Annotated in this window: 21 protein-coding genes; 4 read left to right on the top strand and 17 right to left on the bottom strand. The window is 55.3% G+C overall.

The features are described 5' to 3' along the window. Positions 1–611: 611 nt before the first annotated feature. From AC2FNR_RS16315 to AC2FNR_RS16345, 7 genes are all read right to left on the bottom strand, one after another. Positions 612–914, bottom strand: coding sequence for a hypothetical protein (locus tag AC2FNR_RS16315; RefSeq protein WP_496850101.1), 303 nt, complete (start codon positions 912–914; stop codon positions 612–614). Next, a complete protein-coding gene (locus tag AC2FNR_RS16320; RefSeq protein ID WP_496850103.1) occupies positions 911–1,372 on the bottom strand; it encodes a hypothetical protein in 462 nt (153 codons plus the stop codon). Before AC2FNR_RS16320 ends, AC2FNR_RS16315 begins: the two co-directional genes overlap by 4 nt. Position 1,373: 1 nt before the next feature. After that, the gene (locus tag AC2FNR_RS16325) at positions 1,374–1,664 is read right to left on the bottom strand and encodes a hypothetical protein (protein WP_496850105.1); all 291 of its coding nucleotides are present in this window, start codon (positions 1,662–1,664) and stop codon (positions 1,374–1,376) included. 470 nt (positions 1,665–2,134) lie between these two features. Further along, positions 2,135–2,854, bottom strand: coding sequence for a helix-turn-helix transcriptional regulator (locus tag AC2FNR_RS16330; RefSeq protein WP_496850107.1), 720 nt, complete (start codon positions 2,852–2,854; stop codon positions 2,135–2,137). Continuing rightward, entirely contained in the window at positions 2,793–3,011 is a 219-nt protein-coding gene (locus AC2FNR_RS16335) for a hypothetical protein (RefSeq protein WP_170772339.1), read from the bottom strand. The genes AC2FNR_RS16330 and AC2FNR_RS16335 overlap by 62 nt, the downstream gene beginning before the upstream one ends. Before the next feature lie 206 nt (positions 3,012–3,217). Beyond that, positions 3,218–4,504 carry a crotonyl-CoA carboxylase/reductase gene (ccrA, locus tag AC2FNR_RS16340; protein ID WP_496850109.1) on the bottom strand — a complete coding sequence of 429 codons (1,287 nt, stop codon included), beginning with the start codon at positions 4,502–4,504 and terminating at the stop codon, positions 3,218–3,220. Positions 4,505–4,616: 112 nt separating this feature from the next. Continuing rightward, positions 4,617–6,005 (bottom strand): 1-acyl-sn-glycerol-3-phosphate acyltransferase, encoded by a 1,389-nt coding sequence (locus tag AC2FNR_RS16345; protein WP_496850110.1) that lies wholly within the window; start codon positions 6,003–6,005, stop codon positions 4,617–4,619. A gap of 143 nt (positions 6,006–6,148) precedes the next feature. Between AC2FNR_RS16345 and AC2FNR_RS16350 the strand changes: the two genes are divergently transcribed. The 3 genes from AC2FNR_RS16350 (at position 6,149) to deoD (ending at position 9,284) form a co-directional block, all read left to right on the top strand. Beyond that, positions 6,149–8,113 carry a methylmalonyl-CoA mutase family protein gene (locus tag AC2FNR_RS16350; RefSeq protein WP_496850111.1) on the top strand — a complete coding sequence of 655 codons (1,965 nt, stop codon included), beginning with the start codon at positions 6,149–6,151 and terminating at the stop codon, positions 8,111–8,113. Positions 8,114–8,238: 125 nt separating this feature from the next. Beyond that, on the top strand, positions 8,239–8,556 hold the full coding sequence (locus AC2FNR_RS16355) for an H-NS histone family protein (RefSeq protein ID WP_170353506.1): 318 nt from the start codon (positions 8,239–8,241) through the stop codon (positions 8,554–8,556). Positions 8,557–8,573: 17 nt separating this feature from the next. Then, on the top strand, positions 8,574–9,284 hold the full coding sequence (gene deoD, locus AC2FNR_RS16360) for a purine-nucleoside phosphorylase (RefSeq protein ID WP_496850113.1): 711 nt from the start codon (positions 8,574–8,576) through the stop codon (positions 9,282–9,284). 249 nt (positions 9,285–9,533) lie between these two features. Here the strand turns inward: deoD and AC2FNR_RS16365 are convergent, their stop codons facing one another. The 3 genes from AC2FNR_RS16365 to AC2FNR_RS16375 all read right to left on the bottom strand — a co-directional run bounded on the left by AC2FNR_RS16365 (position 9,534) and on the right by AC2FNR_RS16375 (position 10,949). Next, positions 9,534–9,680, bottom strand: coding sequence for a hypothetical protein (locus tag AC2FNR_RS16365; RefSeq protein ID WP_496850115.1), 147 nt, complete (start codon positions 9,678–9,680; stop codon positions 9,534–9,536). 152 nt (positions 9,681–9,832) lie between these two features. Next, positions 9,833–10,081 (bottom strand): hypothetical protein, encoded by a 249-nt coding sequence (locus AC2FNR_RS16370; RefSeq protein WP_496850117.1) that lies wholly within the window; start codon positions 10,079–10,081, stop codon positions 9,833–9,835. Positions 10,082–10,169: 88 nt separating this feature from the next. Beyond that, a complete protein-coding gene (locus AC2FNR_RS16375) occupies positions 10,170–10,949 on the bottom strand; it encodes a succinate dehydrogenase iron-sulfur subunit (RefSeq protein WP_496850119.1) in 780 nt (259 codons plus the stop codon). A 163-nt stretch (positions 10,950–11,112) separates the two neighbouring features. Between AC2FNR_RS16375 and AC2FNR_RS16380 the strand changes: the two genes are divergently transcribed. Continuing rightward, complete coding sequence (locus tag AC2FNR_RS16380) at positions 11,113–12,168, top strand: glycosyltransferase family 4 protein (RefSeq protein ID WP_496850121.1); 1,056 nt, start codon at positions 11,113–11,115, stop codon at positions 12,166–12,168. A gap of 68 nt (positions 12,169–12,236) precedes the next feature. Here the strand turns inward: AC2FNR_RS16380 and sdhA are convergent, their stop codons facing one another. From sdhA to AC2FNR_RS16415, 7 genes are all read right to left on the bottom strand, one after another. Further along, the gene (gene sdhA / locus AC2FNR_RS16385; RefSeq protein WP_496850123.1) at positions 12,237–14,042 is read right to left on the bottom strand and encodes a succinate dehydrogenase flavoprotein subunit; all 1,806 of its coding nucleotides are present in this window, start codon (positions 14,040–14,042) and stop codon (positions 12,237–12,239) included. Positions 14,043–14,060: 18 nt separating this feature from the next. Continuing rightward, positions 14,061–14,432: a succinate dehydrogenase, hydrophobic membrane anchor protein gene (gene sdhD / locus AC2FNR_RS16390; protein WP_170353513.1), complete on the bottom strand. Its 372-nt coding sequence runs from the start codon at positions 14,430–14,432 to the stop codon at positions 14,061–14,063. A gap of 12 nt (positions 14,433–14,444) precedes the next feature. Further along, positions 14,445–14,831 (bottom strand): succinate dehydrogenase, cytochrome b556 subunit, encoded by a 387-nt coding sequence (gene sdhC, locus AC2FNR_RS16395; protein WP_353391213.1) that lies wholly within the window; start codon positions 14,829–14,831, stop codon positions 14,445–14,447. Positions 14,832–15,029: 198 nt separating this feature from the next. After that, the gene (locus tag AC2FNR_RS16400; protein ID WP_170353515.1) at positions 15,030–15,692 is read right to left on the bottom strand and encodes a DUF1194 domain-containing protein; all 663 of its coding nucleotides are present in this window, start codon (positions 15,690–15,692) and stop codon (positions 15,030–15,032) included. A 55-nt stretch (positions 15,693–15,747) separates the two neighbouring features. Further along, complete coding sequence (locus AC2FNR_RS16405) at positions 15,748–16,776, bottom strand: MaoC family dehydratase (protein ID WP_480866863.1); 1,029 nt, start codon at positions 16,774–16,776, stop codon at positions 15,748–15,750. Then, positions 16,776–16,982, bottom strand: a complete 207-nt coding sequence (locus AC2FNR_RS16410) for a DUF1737 domain-containing protein (RefSeq protein WP_170751789.1) — start codon at positions 16,980–16,982, stop codon at positions 16,776–16,778. Before AC2FNR_RS16410 ends, AC2FNR_RS16405 begins: the two co-directional genes overlap by 1 nt. A gap of 10 nt (positions 16,983–16,992) precedes the next feature. Continuing rightward, the gene (locus AC2FNR_RS16415; protein WP_496850126.1) at positions 16,993–17,547 is read right to left on the bottom strand and encodes an NnrU family protein; all 555 of its coding nucleotides are present in this window, start codon (positions 17,545–17,547) and stop codon (positions 16,993–16,995) included. Positions 17,548–17,551 lie beyond the last annotated feature (4 nt).

Raw genomic sequence — 17,551 nt, forward strand, 5'->3', positions numbered from 1 at the left:
TCGCTTCCTCATCCCCGCTCTTAGGGGAGGAAGGCGGAAACACTGGCGCGGCTCTCATAGCGCGTTCAAAATTGTCCTTAACATCAGGACCGAATGAACCGTCAGGATAGAACCGCTGTTCTTCGGCCATCCAGTCTACGATATCGACTTGGCGGTAAAAGATATGCCCCGCGCCCGTCCGTATGTACTTAGGTCCAGTCCCCGCGCTGCGCATCTTTGCAAGCGTGATATACGCAAGCCCTGTTAGCTGACACGCGCGCTCACAGTTCATCAGAGCAGAATTTTCCGGCAAGCTTGGTTTTGGATTAGCCATAACACCCCCACTATTATTTTACAGCCCGTTTATTATAGCATATGTATATACAAATGTCAAGCTTTATCTTGCGTTTTCAATGGGTTAGCTGTTATAGTAGGTGCATAGCAGACCCCCATGTCTGTACAGCCAAAGAAAACCCCGCTCTAGTTTCTGACGCTAGGCGGGGTTTTCGGGTTTTTAGCGATGCTTACGCAGTATGCGCCATCGCTCTATGTGAATTAGAAGTAAGGCACCGAGCCAAGGCACTACGAAGAACAGCGACATAATGCCTAGAAAGATTAGAATAGCAGTCATGTCAGTAGTCCTGCACACAGACTAAAGCGCCTAATATCATCGCGTCATACTCAGTGCCTTTACCGTTCAGCACCGCCAATTCTCTGACAGCAGACTTGCGGCTTTCTTGTAAACGCTCATAGAAATGCTGTTCTGCATTATCCCCGAGTAAATTTGCCGTGGATTCCAAAAGACCAGCGTAGCTATCCAGCCCTGCTAAGTCTGAACCGAAGTAGTCCTTAGACATATCGTAGAAACACTGTCGGCGTTGTTCACCTGCGGTAAGCGGTGTCGCTAGCAGTATAGCAAGTATCGCTGCCTTCATTTCTTGTTCTCCAGCCTGTCTAGCTTCTGATGCGCTCTGGAAGCTTTACCGTCGATTATACGTGCGAAGTCCCAAATGTCCTGAACGGATTTGATAATCTCGTTAAACGCCGCTGGAACCGACTTAGGATCGCTTTCGGCGTGTTCTGGTATCAGCCCCGCCTCTATGAAGGTGTGAATGATCCTGAACCGGAACATTTCTTGAGTGTCTAAGCGTCTGTCAAAGTCGCCTAAGCGCCCTTCTACCGCCTTCACCATGACGTTTAGAGCGTTCTCTAACTTGTCGATACGCGCATCTTGTGTAGCTCTGTCGTCCTCTAGCTGCATGACACGCAAGCGTAGCTGCGCGGCGGTGTCTTTCTGGATCAAGTCAGAGAATGGGATAGCACCGCCACCTAGCGGCGGCTTTAGCGCGTCCTCAAGGTGCGGTAGGTCCAGCATATTGCTCAGATTGTTCATGTTAGTGCTTCCTCTCTGCAAACATGCCTTCAAAGGTTTGACGGAAGATTTCGATATCTTTCCGCATATCTACTAGGTTGTCGTACATGGTGTTCTGGTTCGCTTGCAGCGTGTTCTGATTTTCCGCGATACCGATAGCATCATGCGCCATGCGCTGATGGTTTTCCGCTAGTAGCTGTATCTGACGCTGAATGTTGTCCAGCACCTTAGCCGCGTTCTGCATGACTGTGTGCAACTCGCCCTTGGTGCATGGTGCGTCTGGGTCTTTTGGTCCCGGTCCCGCTTCAATCATGCTGCACCGCCTTGTATGTTGGCTTGCTCATAAGCCAGCACGTCAGACAAGCGGTAGCGCACTACCTTGTGGCTGATTTTGATGAATTGACAACCGACGCCCCTAGACCGCTGCATAGCTAGGCCGTGGTAAGTCATACCCCATCGCTGCGCTAGCTGATCGGGTGTTAGTAGCTTGTCGTTCTCCGACATAATAACGCCTTCAACTCCCCTCTAAAGGGGGATCAAACCTGTCCTACGGGTTTGGGTTGCCATAAGTTTAACCAAGCAGTATCGGCGTTATCTCTGCTACAGAATTTCTCGAATTATCACGTAGTATCATATACTTAACAGATTGTCAAGTGAAAAATTTAGTGTTTTCAGCGGGTTAGTCAAGTTTTGACTTCGGCCTAGTCAAATTGCGCCCTATCTGCCACAGGCACATAATGGGCACATATTGGATCCAGCATACTGTTTTTATTAGATGTTTTCTTAAACGACTATTAATCCCCTGCTTAACGCTGTTGCGATCGCATGGGTCGTGTTCTGTGCCCCAAGTTTGGCACGGGCACTTTCGATATAGACCCTCAGTGTATGCTCAGAGATCGACAGAGAATGCGCCACCTGTGCGCGACTGTAGCCCCGCGCAAGTAGGGTCATGGCGTCCACCTCGCGGGGTGACAATCCACGCGGCGCGTCTGGTTGGCGGTCGGTCTCAAATTCCAGCGCTTTGCGATTGAAATAATGAGCAATCAAAATCAGCTCGCGCCCATGCGCATCAATAAATCTTTTCCAGCTGTTATCGTCGCAGGAATGGTTAACGGTGAACAAGGCAAACTGACCATTAGGACCTCGAATCGGGATAGAATAGCCCTGATTGCCCACCCCGTGTTCGAGCGCATCCTGAAGAAAACTCTTCGCCACCTTGCCCGACCAGTCCAAGGACTTCCAATCCACCGGGTGAAAGCGTTGGAAACAGCCCAGAATTACCGGATCAATACGGTGGTAATTCCGCTCGCGGTATCGTTCTGCCCAGGCGTCGGGATAGGTGGTATAACCGTATTGGTCACCTGCCCCATCAACCCAATGATATATAAGATGTTCAACCTGTAGCCGGTCGCGCAACCTGACGGCAACATCGCTTAGTTCATCAAGCGTGCTGGTGTTTTCCAAGTCCTCCAGGACCTGAGCCATATCCGGTGTTGTTCCCATTCGCGGGCGTCCGAGCCTCATCCTTCAAGGACGCAATCTCAGCCGCTGCGATCAGCTTGGTGTCATCCAACTGCTCGGCAAGCGCGGTCAAACCGTTCTCAACGGCGAATGCGTTGAGATCCGACAAAACGTCCAGTATCCACTCATTTTTCGCCATCTAGAGTCGCTCCGAAACGGTTAACGAAGGGTTAACACAACCATAACATGTGCAGTGTTTTTGCGACTATTCACTGGTTTCTACTCCCCAAAAATAGCGGGGTCGGGTTTTGCAAGTCGTTGAAAACGATCACCCGCGCCCAAAACGCAGCGCACCCGCGAACCGAATTAACGATTCGCGGGCGCAATTTCTAGGAAGCAGGCCGGTTACCCGCGTGCGTCCAGAACCTCTTCGAGGGTGCGCATTCCGGTGCGCGGTGCCTGAACCAGAACCGACATGTTGCCGGGCTTATGCTCGTTGCGCAACATTTTCATGTGGGCTTCGGGCAGCTCGTTCCACGCAAAGACTTCAGACATGCAGGGGTCCAGACGACGCTCGACCATCAGCTGGTTTGCCGCCGATGCCTGCTTCAGATGTGCAAAGTGCGAACCCTGAAGACGCTTCTGGTGCATCCACATATAACGCACGTCGAAGGTCAGGTTGTATCCGGTGGTGCCAGCACAGATCACGACCATGCCGCCCTTTTTCACCACGAAGGTCGAGACAGGGAAGGTGCTTTCGCCGGGGTGTTCGAACACCATATCGACATTGACGCCCTTGCCGGTGATGTCCCAGATGGCTTTGCCGAATTTACGGGCCTCTTTGAACCACTCGGCATATTCCGGCGTGTTGACTGTAGGCAGCTGACCCCAGCAATTGAAATCCTTGCGGTTGATCACGCCCTTGGCACCCAGACCCATCACAAAGTCACGCTTGCTTTCGTCCGAGATCACGGCGATCGCATTCGCACCTGCGGTGTTGATCAGCTGGATCGCATACGATCCCAGACCGCCTGACGCGCCCCAAACCAGAACGTTCTGCCCCGGCTTCAGGTCATGCGGCTCGTGACCGAACAGCATCCGGTAGGCGGTGGCCAGCGTCAGCGTGTAGCAGGCGCTTTCTTCCCAGGTCAGGTGCTTGGGGCGCGGCATCAGCTGCTGGGCCTGTACGTTGGTGAACTGCGCGAAGGAACCATCGGGCGTCTCGTAGCCCCATATGCGCTGGCTGTCAGAATACATCGGGTCGCCACCGTTGCAGTGTTCGTCGTCACCATCGTCCTGATTACAATGGATCACGACCTCGTCGCCCACTTTCCAGCGGGTGACTTTCTCACCCACGGCCCAGACAATGCCCGAGGCATCCGAACCCGCGATGTGGAAGGGCTGGCCATGGCCGTCAAATGGGCTGATCGGTTTGCCCAGCGACGCCCAGACGCCGTTGTAGTTCACACCAGCCGCCATCACCAGAACCAGCACCTCGTGGCTGTCCAGTTTGGGCACATCGACCACTTCCAGCTGCATGGCCGTGTCCGGCTCGCCATGGCGTTCCTTACGAATCGCCCACGCATACATTTTCTTAGGTACAAATCCCATCGGAGGGATTTCACCCATCTCATAGAGGTCTTTTTCCGGCGCGTCGTAGGACGCGATACCGCTTTCGGTGTCCAGAGCCATGTTGGCCTCCTTTTATCTAACCCTTCGCCGCGATGCAGAATCGCCTGCGTTACCAGATGAGATATTTGGACCTGAGCAATATTGCAATAGAATTTGCATCTATTTTGTAATTTTATGACCCAGCGAGTGCAGAAATTTCTTTTGCTGGCGCAGCATCTCCAAACTCGATATCTTCTCGTGCAGAGGCCGCGTAGTAGTTCAACAAGTCAACCCGTTGACCAGATTGGGATATTTTTCCATCCACCTGCTTCAGGATCCGCCTCTGCACGAGTTGGTCCAGAGCCTGGGTAATCACAGTGTCATCGGGATCTGCCAAAGTTCCGTCGCGTCGCATGGAATCCGAAACAATACGTCGGACGTCATCTTCCAACAATTCACCACGTTCCTGGATCAGCTTGCAGATCGCCGGCAGAGGGACAAGCGGGATAGCATCTTTGATACGGCCCATCAGGGCACGCGCCAGATCCGTCATGACGTCCCGCTCATGCTCGGTACGAAACTCCTGCAAAGAGATCGGTTTCCCATACCGCACCGACGCTAGTCCGAACCGAGTGTATCGCCCGATCAGACGGCGACCGATCTGCTTGAGAATCCAACCCGTAATCACCCCAATACGGGCGCGAAAACGCCTTTCATTCCCCAGCGCAGCCTTTGTCAGGATCGTATCTTCAAGAACCCGGTCGTAATTCAGCGCGACAGGCACAAAGACCACATCTCGTCCATCCGGTTTGGTTCCATCCAGAATATACTTCAACAGACCCAGCTTAGGACGCCCCAGAGCACCACTTAGGCTTAATCCCCCTTCAGGGAACATAGCCTGCGTTACCCCTGCTTCGGTCGCGTGACGCACATAACAGGCTAGGACCTGTCGGTAGAGCTCGCTGCCCGATCTGCGACGGATAAAGTAAGCGCCCATGGCCCGGATCAAGCGGCTGAGCGGCCAGACACGCGCCCACTCGCCCACCGCATAGGACAATGCCGAGTGCTGCGCGGCCAGATACGTGACCAAAACGTAATCCATGTTGCTGCGATGGTTCATCACAAACACAACGGTTGCGTCGTGGTCGATGTTTTTTATCGCCTCCTCATCCTGATAGCTGAGGCGCACATCGTAGAACGCATTGCTCAGCATGCGGGCGACCCGAATTGCAAAACTGAAATACGCCACCGCCGAGAAAGATGGCACGATCTCACGCGCGTAACGGCGGGCGGTTTCGAAAGCCACCGCTTCGGGGACGCCGGTTTCATGTGCATGATCCTGAACCGCTTGTCCCACTTGGGGGTCGTAAATCAGGCGCTGGATCATGTCGTGCCGCTCGGCCAGCTTGAAAGGCTGAATCGGGCGCTGCAGCCGCGTATTCAGGCGCTTCACCGCACGTTCAAGGCGACGACGAAAGAACCATCGCACGGACGGAAACAGAAAATGCGAAGCAAATGTGACCGCGGCAAACACCAGGATCAGCAAAAACAGCCAAAGCGGAAGCTCCACGGTCTCAGTCATGCGCGCACCCTGACAGCAAACGTTGCGTCCTACAATCACAAGAACTGCATATGCCGCATCGCAGCGAATTGACATATCCCGAAAATTGCGCTTTAGAAGCCTTCAAAGTAATTTTATTGCCCACCAAGGACACGAGGCCCGCTATGACGCAGACGCAGAAAGATCGCCCCTGGCTCATCCGAACCTACGCCGGTCATTCCACCGCAAAGGCGTCGAACACATTGTATCGCGGCAATCTGGCAAAGGGTCAGACCGGGCTGTCAGTGGCCTTCGATTTGCCCACTCAAACTGGCTATGACAGCGACCATACGTTGGCACGGGGCGAGGTCGGGAAAGTCGGCGTACCGATAAGTCACTTGGGCGACATGCGAGTTCTGTTCGACCAAATTCCGCTGGAACAGATGAATACCTCGATGACCATCAACGCAACGGCACCATGGTTGCTGGCGCTTTATATCGCCGTGGCCGAAGAACAAGGCGCGGATGTCTCCAAGCTGCAAGGCACGGTTCAGAACGATCTGATCAAGGAATATCTGAGCCGCGGCACTTACGTGTGCCCGCCGAAACCGTCGCTGAAGATGATCGCGGATGTGGCCGAGTACTGCTATACCAACGTGCCAAAATGGAACCCGATGAACGTGTGTTCCTATCACTTGCAAGAAGCTGGCGCGACACCTGAACAAGAGCTGTCCTATGCCCTTGCAACAGCAATCGCTGTTCTGGACGAGCTGCGCCCGCGCGTACCGGCCGAAGATTTCCCCGCGCTCTGCGGTCGGATTTCGTTTTTTGTGAACGCGGGCATCCGTTTTGTCACCGAGATGTGCAAGATGCGCGCCTTCGTGGATCTTTGGGACGAGATTCTGAAAGACCGTTACGGGGTCGAAGATCCCAAGTTCCGCCGCTTCCGCTACGGCGTGCAGGTGAACTCGCTCGGCTTGACCGAGCAACAACCAGAAAACAACGTCTATCGCATCCTGATCGAGATGTTGGCCGTGACTCTGTCGAAAAAGGCCCGCGCCCGCGCGGTTCAGTTGCCTGCCTGGAACGAGGCGCTGGGTCTGCCCCGCCCATGGGATCAGCAATGGTCGATGCGGATGCAGCAGATTCTGGCCTATGAGACCGATCTTCTGGAATACGGCGATCTGTTCGACGGCAACCCCGCTGTCGACGCTAAGGTCGAAGATCTGAAAGCAGGCGCGCGCGCCGAGTTGGCAAATCTGGATTCGATGGGTGGTGCTGTCGCTTCGATCGAATACATGAAGTCCCGTCTGGTGGACTCGAACGCCGAGCGCCTGAATCGCATCGAACGTAATGAAACCGTTGTCGTCGGCGTGAACAAGTGGACCGAAGGTGAACCCTCACCGCTGCAGACCGAGGACGGCGGCATCATGGTTGTCGATCCAGCGGTCGAGCAAGAGCAGATCAGCCGTCTCAACGAATGGCGCTCCGAGCGCGATGACGCGGCCGTTACCGCGGCGTTGGCGTCATTGCGCGAAGCGGCGCAGACAGGTGCGAACGTCATGGAGCCTTCGATCGCAGCTGCCAAGGCCGGTGTCACCACTGGCGAATGGGCCGAAGAAATGCGCAAGGTTTATGGCACCTATCGTGGGCCGACCGGTGTGTCCGGGTCGGTATCGAACAAAACCGAAGGTTTGGAAGACCTGCGCGCCGCTGTGGATGCGGTCAGCGACAAGCTTGGTCGTCGTCTGAAGTTTCTGGTCGGCAAGCCAGGGTTGGACGGCCATTCAAACGGCGCGGAACAGATCGCTTTCCGCGCCCGCGATTGCGGTATGGACATCAGCTATGAAGGCATCCGTCTGACACCCGAAGAAATTGTGACCGCGGCGATGGAAGATCAGGCTCATGTGATTGGCCTTTCAATCTTGTCGGGCAGCCATATTCCTCTGGTGCAGGATGTCATGGCGCGCCTGAATACCGCCGGCTTAGACGTTCCGGTAATTGTCGGCGGGATCATCCCCGAAGATGATGCGGAAAAGCTGAGGGCAATGGGCGTCGCGCAGATCTATACCCCCAAGAACTTTGAGCTGAACGCAATAATGGGGGATATTGTTACGCTGGTTAACCCTCAAAACATCGCCGCTCAATAACAGTCGCATTACCTGTTCTTTTTCCATATCTATTCCATGGTAAATTGGGATAGATATCGCCCGTTGTTGGATTTACGGCATTGCTTTGTAAACGCCGTAATAAAACTTGGGCTGGGAGAACACGAATGGCGATTAACCTTGAAAAAATGTCGCGCAAAGAGCTGATTGACCTGCGCGGACAGTTAGATAAGGCATTGATAAAAGCAGAAAAACGCGAACGGCAAGAGGCTTTGAAAGCTGCAGAAAAAGCTGCGGCAGAATTCGGCTTTTCCTTGTCTGAATTGTCGGATGGCGGCATCGGATCGGGCAGTAAACCAAAAGCAAATGCCAAATATCGCAACCCATCTGAGCCAACTCAAACGTGGTCTGGACGCGGACGCAAACCGCAATGGGTTCATGACGCGCTCAATTCCGGAGCGGATATAGCCGATTTGGAAATCTGATAGGAATTAACTTTGACATGACAATTCATATTGGTGCCGAAAAAGGCGAAATTGCAGAAACGGTTCTTTTGCCCGGCGACCCATACCGGGCAAAATGGGCGGCCGAAACGTTTCTGGACGACGTAAAACAAGTCAACAATGTGCGCGGCATGTTGGGGTTCACCGGGACGTGGAAGGGCAACCGCGTAACCATTCAGGGCAGCGGGATGGGTATGCCATCGCTCTCGATCTACGTGAACGAGCTGATCCGCGATTATGGAGCCAAGACCCTGATCCGCATCGGTTCATGCGGCGGCATGCAGGATAAGGTCAATATCCGCGACGTGATCCTTGCCATGACATCGACCACGCTTAGCACGCCGTCCCGCGGGATCATGAAAGAGCTGAATTTTGCCCCGTGTGCGGATTGGGACCTGTTGCAAGACGCCGCGACGGCTGCAGCCGCAAAGGGTACGCCGACCCATGTTGGGGGCATTTACTCGTCCGACGTTTTTTATGATGAACGCCCCGACTTGAATGAACAGATGGTGCGTCACGGTATCCTGGGCGTCGAAATGGAAGCTGCCGAGTTGTATATTCTGGCCGCCCGCCATCAATGCAGGGCACTGGCCGTTCTCACCGTCTCGGACCACTTGCTGACCGGAGAGGCTCTGCCCTCTTCCGAGCGTGAAAGCAGCTTTGGCGATATGGTCGAGATCGCTCTGCACGCAGCCTTTCCCGCAGCATAGATTCAAGCAGGGCGAAACTGCCCTGCTTGTTTAGCGCTCTCTAAGACATATTTTCGGCGCGTCTTTGCCCTCATGCTGGGCGCCGCAAAACGCGCAGACCCAGATGCCTTCCTTTCGATGTTGACGCCACCGGCAATCGCGGGACAGTGACGTCGTTCTGGACCGCCAATAAAGGTAGGCGAAAACACCGGCGGCAAGTAAAAGCAACAGAACAGGCATGGCTATCCATTGCCCATTCCGCCCATCGCATCAAGCCGCGTTCGCGTATTCAAAAAGCTCAGGTTCGCGCAGCTCTGCAGTTTCGGTGGGTTCAGGCATGTAGTAAGCCCACGCCTGTTCCAAAAGCGCCAGCGCCTCAGCTGCGTTCGATTTGTTTTCAGATTCCTGCATTTGCATCGGAGCGATCCCATTCCGGTTCCATCACTCCTCCCTGTGCGGAAAATAGGCTGTCAAGCTGCGGGGGTCACCTCATCTTTTTGCAGTCTCGCCATTCCTCATTTGCATGCAAGGCTGGCATATGGTTTTGCCAACCTTGCAGGTCATCTGATTTACGCGGTGACACAGGCATTCGCTTGGGCGGCCTGCGCTTCGCTAACCCCGTTGTCCGGAACAAACACCTCGGTGTGTTTGCCATCCTTACGGACAATCTGAGTGGTGAATTGGCCTTCAATCCCGGCTTGATTTGCGCAATCCACCTGTTTGAAAACAAGGTCCGCCCGGCTGCCACTTGATCCGCTGCATGCGGACACAACCGCAAGCGCAACGAGGGGAAAAACCTTTGTCAGCATTCTAGTCATTGAGGTACTCCGATACTTCAATACCCGCATGACACGAAAAACCCCGGGAGGTTTCTATCCCAGGGCTTGTCATTTTTTGAAACTGTGATCAAACTGCCCGTTCGACCATCATCTTTTTGATTTCGGCAATCGCCTTGGCCGGGTTCAGACCCTTGGGACAAGTCTTGGCGCAGTTCATGATCGTGTGGCAACGATACAGTTTGAAGGGATCTTCTAACTCGTCCAGACGTTCACCCGTGGCCTCATCACGGCTGTCGATGATCCAGCGATAGGCGTGCAACAATGCTGCGGGCCCAAGGTAGCGATCGCCATTCCACCAATAGCTGGGGCACGAGGTCGAGCAGCTTGCGCACATCACGCACTCGTACAGACCATCCAACTTTTTGCGATCTTCGATGGACTGCTTCCACTCTTTCGCAGGGCGGTTGGTCTTGGTTTCCAGCCATGGCATGATCGAGGCATGCTGAGCATAGAAATGCGTCAGGTCCGGTATCAGGTCCTTGACGACCGGCATATGCGGCAGCGGGTAAATCTTAACATCGCCCTTGATCTCATCCATACCATAGATACAGGCCAACGTGTTGATCCCGTCGATGTTCATCGCGCAGGATCCGCAAATGCCTTCGCGGCAGGACCGGCGGAAAGTCAGGGTTGGGTCAGTCTCGTTCTTGATCTTGATCAGCGCGTCCAAAACCATTGGACCACAGTTGTCCATATCAACGAAATAGGTATCAACCCTAGGATTCTGACCATCATCCGGGTTCCAGCGATAGATCTGAAACTTGCGCACGTTGGTTGCGCCATCCGGCTTGGGCCAGGTTTTTCCGGTTGTGATCCGGGAATTCTTTGGCAGGGTGAGCTGTACCATTTCCGACCTCGCTAAATTCCTGCGTATTGATACACTCAGAACCGCTGAAAGCCAACCATTTAGCCTTGAAAACACCCAATAAAATTAGGCAAATTCGCCTATGCACCGGGATTTAGCAATCAGGCAAGACCCCGCAAATGATGAGCAGCATCCGGGACCCTAAATGCAAACCAAAGTCGCCAATTTCCCATACGGCACGAAGAACCCTTATCAGGATATGATGTATTCGGCTTGCAGCCCCGAATTCACTTTGTCCGCCCCACGCGAGGTTTCGTTTGCGCAATTCGCAAACCCCGATTTCAGAGCAGCACACAGGATTATTCATCTTCATTGGGATGACCGCCTGTTCCGTATCGTCGAATCCGATGACACAAGTCCGCTTTTTCAAGAAGTCAAACAAGGGCTAGAGCGCTACCGGGAAAACGGCGGGCGTCTGATTTGGACCATCCACAACCAGGCAGCGCATTCGCAGGCCGAGCTTACCGACAATTTTCGGCAGATTCGCCAGCAACTGACTCAGATGTCTGACCTGATTCATGTGCATACACCCCACGCGGCGCGTCACATGATCTCGGAATATGGTGCAGATTCAGAGAAGATTCGATTGATTCCCCATCCAAGTTACCTTGGCGTCTATGAGCCGACAGAGGTCACGCTTAACCGGTCAGCGCCCGCAAACCAACCGATCCGATTCCTGGCTTTTGGTGCAATGCGTGGAAATCGTGACCTGGACAAGCTGCATGAAGCCGCCCGCAAATTGACCAATCGCGGACATTCGTTCGAGCTATCGGTGGTCGGGAAAGTCTTTCGCTCGGGACGCAGGCTAATGCGTCGAATGCAGGTGAATCCGAATGTGACCGTGATTTCCGACCGTGTTCCGGACGACGAAATTCCCACGATTTTCTCGCAATCGCATGTCTACACCTTGCCATCAATGAACACGTTTACGTCGGGAACTGCCATGCTGGCCCAAACCTTCGGGCTTCCGATCATTGGACCGGACATTGATCCGCACAAACACACGACCCCCGAAGCCTGTCATGACCTGTTGTATCCGGCGCAGAACCCGCGCGGATTGATCCGGACGATGATGCGGGTGATGGAAATGTCAAAAGACGAACTGAACGAAAAACGCCAAGCCTGCTTGCAATTCGCTGTTGCCCGCCAACCAGCCCATATTTCTGGTCAGTTGAAGCAAGCTCTTGCAGAACTCACATAGGGAGACTGTCTCATAAAAAAGCCACCCAGCTTATGGGTGGCTTTTTTTGTGGTTTTTAAACAAATGCGTCAGAAAGTCCGCGCCTTCGGTGCGATTTTCTTGAGGCTGATTCCGCCTTCGGCTTCGGTCGTCAGCGGGTCCGCAATCACAGGACGATAGCTGAGCTCAACCTTATTACCCTCGACCCGGCTGACGGTGTGAACACGCCAGTTCTCATCATCGCGCTCGGCAAAATCCTCATGGGCATGGGCACCACGAGATTCCTTACGCGCTTCGGCTCCGACGATCGTTGCCAATGCGCTCGGCATCAGGTTGCCCAGTTCCAGCGTCTCCATCAGGTCGCTATTCCACACCAACGAGCGGTCGGTGACTTTCAGATCATCCATCTTAGCCGCAATGGCCGTCATCTTTTCGACGCCTTCGGTCATGGTCTTAGCGGTACGGAATACTGCCGCGTCAGCCTGCATGGTTTTCTGCATCTCAAGCCGCAGGTCGGCGGTCGGAATCGAACCATTGGCGTTGCGTGCCGCATCGAACCGGTCAAAAGCCTTATCGACCGACGCCTGATTCAGCACCGGATTCGCAGCCTCGGCATCTACAACCTTACCGGCCCGGATCGCGGCCGCGCGGCCAAAGACCACAAGGTCGATCAAAGAGTTCGAGCCCAAGCGGTTTGCCCCATGAACTGAGGCACAACCGGCCTCGCCCACAGCCATCAGGCCGGGAACCACGGCGGTTGGGTTATCGGCGGTGGGGTTCAGAACCTCGCCCCAATAGTTTGTGGGGATACCGCCCATGTTGTAGTGAACCGTCGGCAGAACCGGGATCGGTTCCTTGGTGACATCCACGCCCGCAAAGACGCGCGCAGATTCTGAAATGCCCGGCAAACGCTCGGCCAGCGCCTCGGCAGGCAGGTGGCTGAGGTTCAGGTGGATATGGTCGCCATTGTCACCGTGGCCACGGCCTTCGCGGATTTCCATAGTCATCGAACGGCTTACATAGTCACGGGGCGCCAGGTCTTTGTACTGGGGCGCATAGCGCTCCATAAACCGCTCGCCTTCCGAGTTGGTCAGGTATCCGCCCTCTCCTCGCGCGCCTTCGGTGATCAAGCAGCCCGAACCGTAGATGCCGGTGGGGTGGAACTGCACGAACTCCATATCCTGCAAGGCCAGGCCTGCACGGGCCACCATGCCGCCGCCGTCGCCGGTGCAGGTATGGGCCGAGGTTGCGCTGAAATAGGCGCGACCGTAACCGCCGGTCGCCAGCACAACCATCTTGGCATTGAAAACATGCATCGTGCCGTCGTCCAGCTTCCAGCAGACGACGCCCTGACACTGCCCATCGTCGGACATGATCAGGTCGATGGCGAAGTATTCGATGTAGAACTCGGCGTTGTTCTTCAGCGATTGCCCGTACAGAGTATGCAGGATCGCGTGGCCGGTCCGGTCAGCAGCCGCACAGGTGCGCTGCACTGCAGGGCCTTCGCCAAATTCGGTGGTGTGGCCACCGAACGGGCGCTGATAGATCTTACCTTCCTCGGTCCGGCTGAAAGGCACACCGTAGTGCTCCAGCTCGTACACGGCCTTGGGCGCCTCACGCGCGAGGTATTCCATTGCGTCAGTATCGCCCAGCCAGTCCGAGCCTTTGACGGTGTCGTACATGTGCCACTGCCAGTGGTCCGGACCCATATTCGACAGTGACGCGGCAATGCCGCCCTGCGCCGCCACTGTATGCGAGCGGGTCGGAAAAACCTTGGTTACACAGGCGGTGCGCAACCCTTGTTCGGCCATGCCCAGGGTGGCCCGCAGACCCGCCCCACCGGCGCCGACAACGACCACGTCATATTCGTGCGTTTCGTATTCGTATGCAGCCATTTCTTTCAGCTCCGGGAATTAGAGGGCAATGCGGGCGATGGCGAATAGGCCCGCCGCAGCCGCGCCGTAGGACAAGCAGGTGGTCAGGATGATCAGGACCTTCTCGGTCGTGCCGTGGGTATAATCCTCAAGCATCACCTGCGCCCCTTCGGCGAAGTGTTTCATGCCGATCACAAGCGTCAGTGCCGCAACAATTGCCGGGAACGGGCGCGAATAGTAGTCCAGCACCACATCATAAGGCTGCCCCAGCATGGGACCAAAGGTGAAGATGAACAGCGGAACAAGGATCAGCAATGCCACCGAGCTGACCTTCATCCGCCAGAAATGAGCTGTGCCTGCCTTGGCCGATCCAAGGCCACTGGCGCGTTTGCGGTCTGTCAGATAACGCATGTCTGGCCTCCTTTACGCAACGATGATCAGGGTCAGCAGGGTCAGGACAACCGACCCGATGACAACCGCCCAACCCAGCTTCTCCGCGACCGGCAACTCCAGCCCCTTCGCGTTGTCCCAGATCAGGTGCCGAACACCTGCCAGCGTGTGGTACCACAACCCCCACAGGGACAGAGCCATCACAAGATCACCCAAAACCGATGTCAGCCACCAATTCGCACGCTCGTATGCTTCGGGCGAGGTTGCGGCGGCCAGAAACCACCATACGATCAGCAAGGCCGCCACGATCATCGCGTTCCCGGTGATACGGGTCAGAATAGAGGTGACCGAGGTCAACTGCGGGCGATAGATCGACAGATGCGGCGATAACGGGCGATTGCCCCGGTTAACATCGGCCATGGCGGCTCCTTTTCGGTTGGCTACCGAACGTTTTACTGTTTTTTGCGACTCTGTCACGTGCTGCAGATGCAAAAAAGCCTAATATTGGAGCAAAATGACGCATATTTGAGAATTGTGATCACACAAAATAATGACGTGATCACAAATGAATTCAAGTCCATCGAGTGTTAGCGCCGCGACTTCCGAATCTGCATTCACTCAGTCCAGACCTGCGGTTTGCTGCGTCACTTCCCGCAACAATTTCTTGCGAATACGTTCGGGGTAATCTTCAAACCCCGCAGCCGAGACCACAAAGGCCCCTTCGCCCACGATCACGTTTTCAAAGAAGTAGGCAGTCAGGTCTGGTTCGCTTTCTTCGATCGCAATCGCGTTCACTGTTACACCTTGGCTACGCAAAACTTCATGTATCTCGCTAGGCTCAACCCCTTCGTTAGAGGTTCCATCGCCCGAGATATCGATAAGATGCCTTTTGCAGGTGGCGACTTCGTCAAAACTCGACAGCGTCATTTCCAGGGCCTCGCCTATTGCGGTCGAGAAATTACGCCAGACGCGCGGGTCAGCAGCCACCTGATCTGCAAACAGATCCAGCGTTTCGAAACTGTCGATATTGGTCCAGGGGATTGTGATCTTCTGCCGCGAGGCGCCTGTCCATTGCACAAGCATCAAGCGGGCCTGACCACGCACCAGTGCTTCAGACACGATGGGATCGCGCAAACCAGCAGCCAACCCGTCCATCTGAATACGGTATTCCGAGGAATCAACCGATCCAGAGACATCCACTGCCAACGCCAGCGCAAGATCGCAGGCCATGGCGGGTGAAGCCAGGCAAAAACTCAAAGCTATGGATCGGAACGCGCGCATGACCGCAGCCTAGCACGAATGACGCGGGCTGCGATCACATGAATGTGGGTAGGTATCAAACAGGCATCAATGCCCAGTAGTCCAGATCAAGCAACACGTTGGGCATATAGCGCCCGTCTTCGTTTTTCAGCAGGAAGGGTTCGCCGCACTTTGTTGCGACCAAGCGTAGACGGATCGCCCCCACGCCGGGCACGCCGGTTTCGGCCTTGTCCAGAACCTCGGACCACGACTTGATCGTATCACCCGCAAAACACGGGTTGGCGTGCGCGCCGCCATTCAGGCCCACCACCATCTGCGCATTGGCCAGACCATTGAAAGACAATGCCCGCGCCATCGAGATCACGTGACCGCCATAAATCAGGCGCCCCTCCGGGCGGAAGGTCAGGTCGAAATGCACTTTGGCGGTGTTCTGCCAAAGGCGGGTGGCCAGCATATGCTCGGCCTCTTCTATTGTGACACCGTCCACGTGGTCGATCTTTTCGCCGATCTCATAATCGCCCCAGCGATGCGCCTCACCGGCTTGGGCAAAATCGTAGTTCGAGAAATTCAAACCCTGCGGAATGACCAGATCGCTTGGCTCCAACGCCTTTTTCAACTCGGGCACCACTGCGTCGGGTGCGGGGGCGGACAGGTCTGATTTGCGGACCATCACCCAGCGGACATATTCCATGACCGCCTCATCGCGCTGATTCAGGCCACGGGTGCGCACATAAACCACCCCGGTTTTGCCGTTCGAGTTCTGCTTGACCCCAATCACCTCGGATTCTGACCGCAGCGTGTCACCAGCATAGACCGGTTTCAGCCAGCGCCCCTCGGCATAGCCCAGATTGGCAACTGCATTCAGAGAGACATCCGGCACTGTCTTGCCGAACACCACATGAAACGCCGCCAGATCGTCCAACGGGCTTTGTGGCAAGCCGGATGCCCGGGCGAACTCGTCCGAGGAATAGAGCGCATGACGCGCAGGATAGAGCGCGTGATACAGCGCCCGCTCACCATCGGTAACGGTGCGCGGCACCGCGTGTTGCAGCACCTGCCCGACGGAATAGTCCTCGAAAAAGCGGCCCGGATTGGTCTTTGCCATTATTGCTGTCCCAGTTTCATATCGGGTGAATAGTCGGCCGCGACCTCTTTGGTCACAGCCTGCGCACAGCGCATCACGTTATTGGCGGCGTCAAAGGCATAAGACGGGTCGCCATACAGCTCCCACCCTTTGGCCAGAGCGTCGGACACTTTGTGGCAAAAGGCCGAGGTGTCCTCTTCCGTCAGCAGACGATAGAGTTTTGCCATTTTATTCCCCTCACGATCCGAACGGAGACGGGCCGACCAGCCCGTGAATATAGCCGATGACACCCAGCAGAACGATCGAGGCCACAAAGAACATCGCGTCTTTGCCGTAGGTTCCGGGTTCACCGGGTGTCCAGTCAGGCTCGGACTTGTTGATCACGATCACTTCGACCACGGCCCAGGCCAGCAATCCGCCGAACAGGATGATCGAGGCCAGATCGCCATTCACCAGCAGATGCGCAAAGGCCCACAGCTTGAACCCGCCCAGCATCGGATGGCGCAGCTTGTTCAGCAGGCGGCCTTTCTTGGGTGCGGGGCTCATCAGGAAGATGGCGATCAGCACCAGCAGGTTGTTGACGTGGATCAGGAATGTGGGCGGCGCCCAGACATAGATGAAATCGGTCATGCGATAACCGAAAATCATCAGCAAAATCGCCGCCACCAGCGCCAGTGCCACCGCACCTTTGCCGCCATCGCCCATGGCCGCCCGCCGTGCGGGCGCGACGCGTTTGAACAGATGTGCGGCCCACCAAAGCGCCACACCAAGGATCAGAAGAACAAAGCCCATGCTG

The sequence above is a fragment of the Ruegeria sp. SATB045 genome (genome assembly GCF_059613525.1).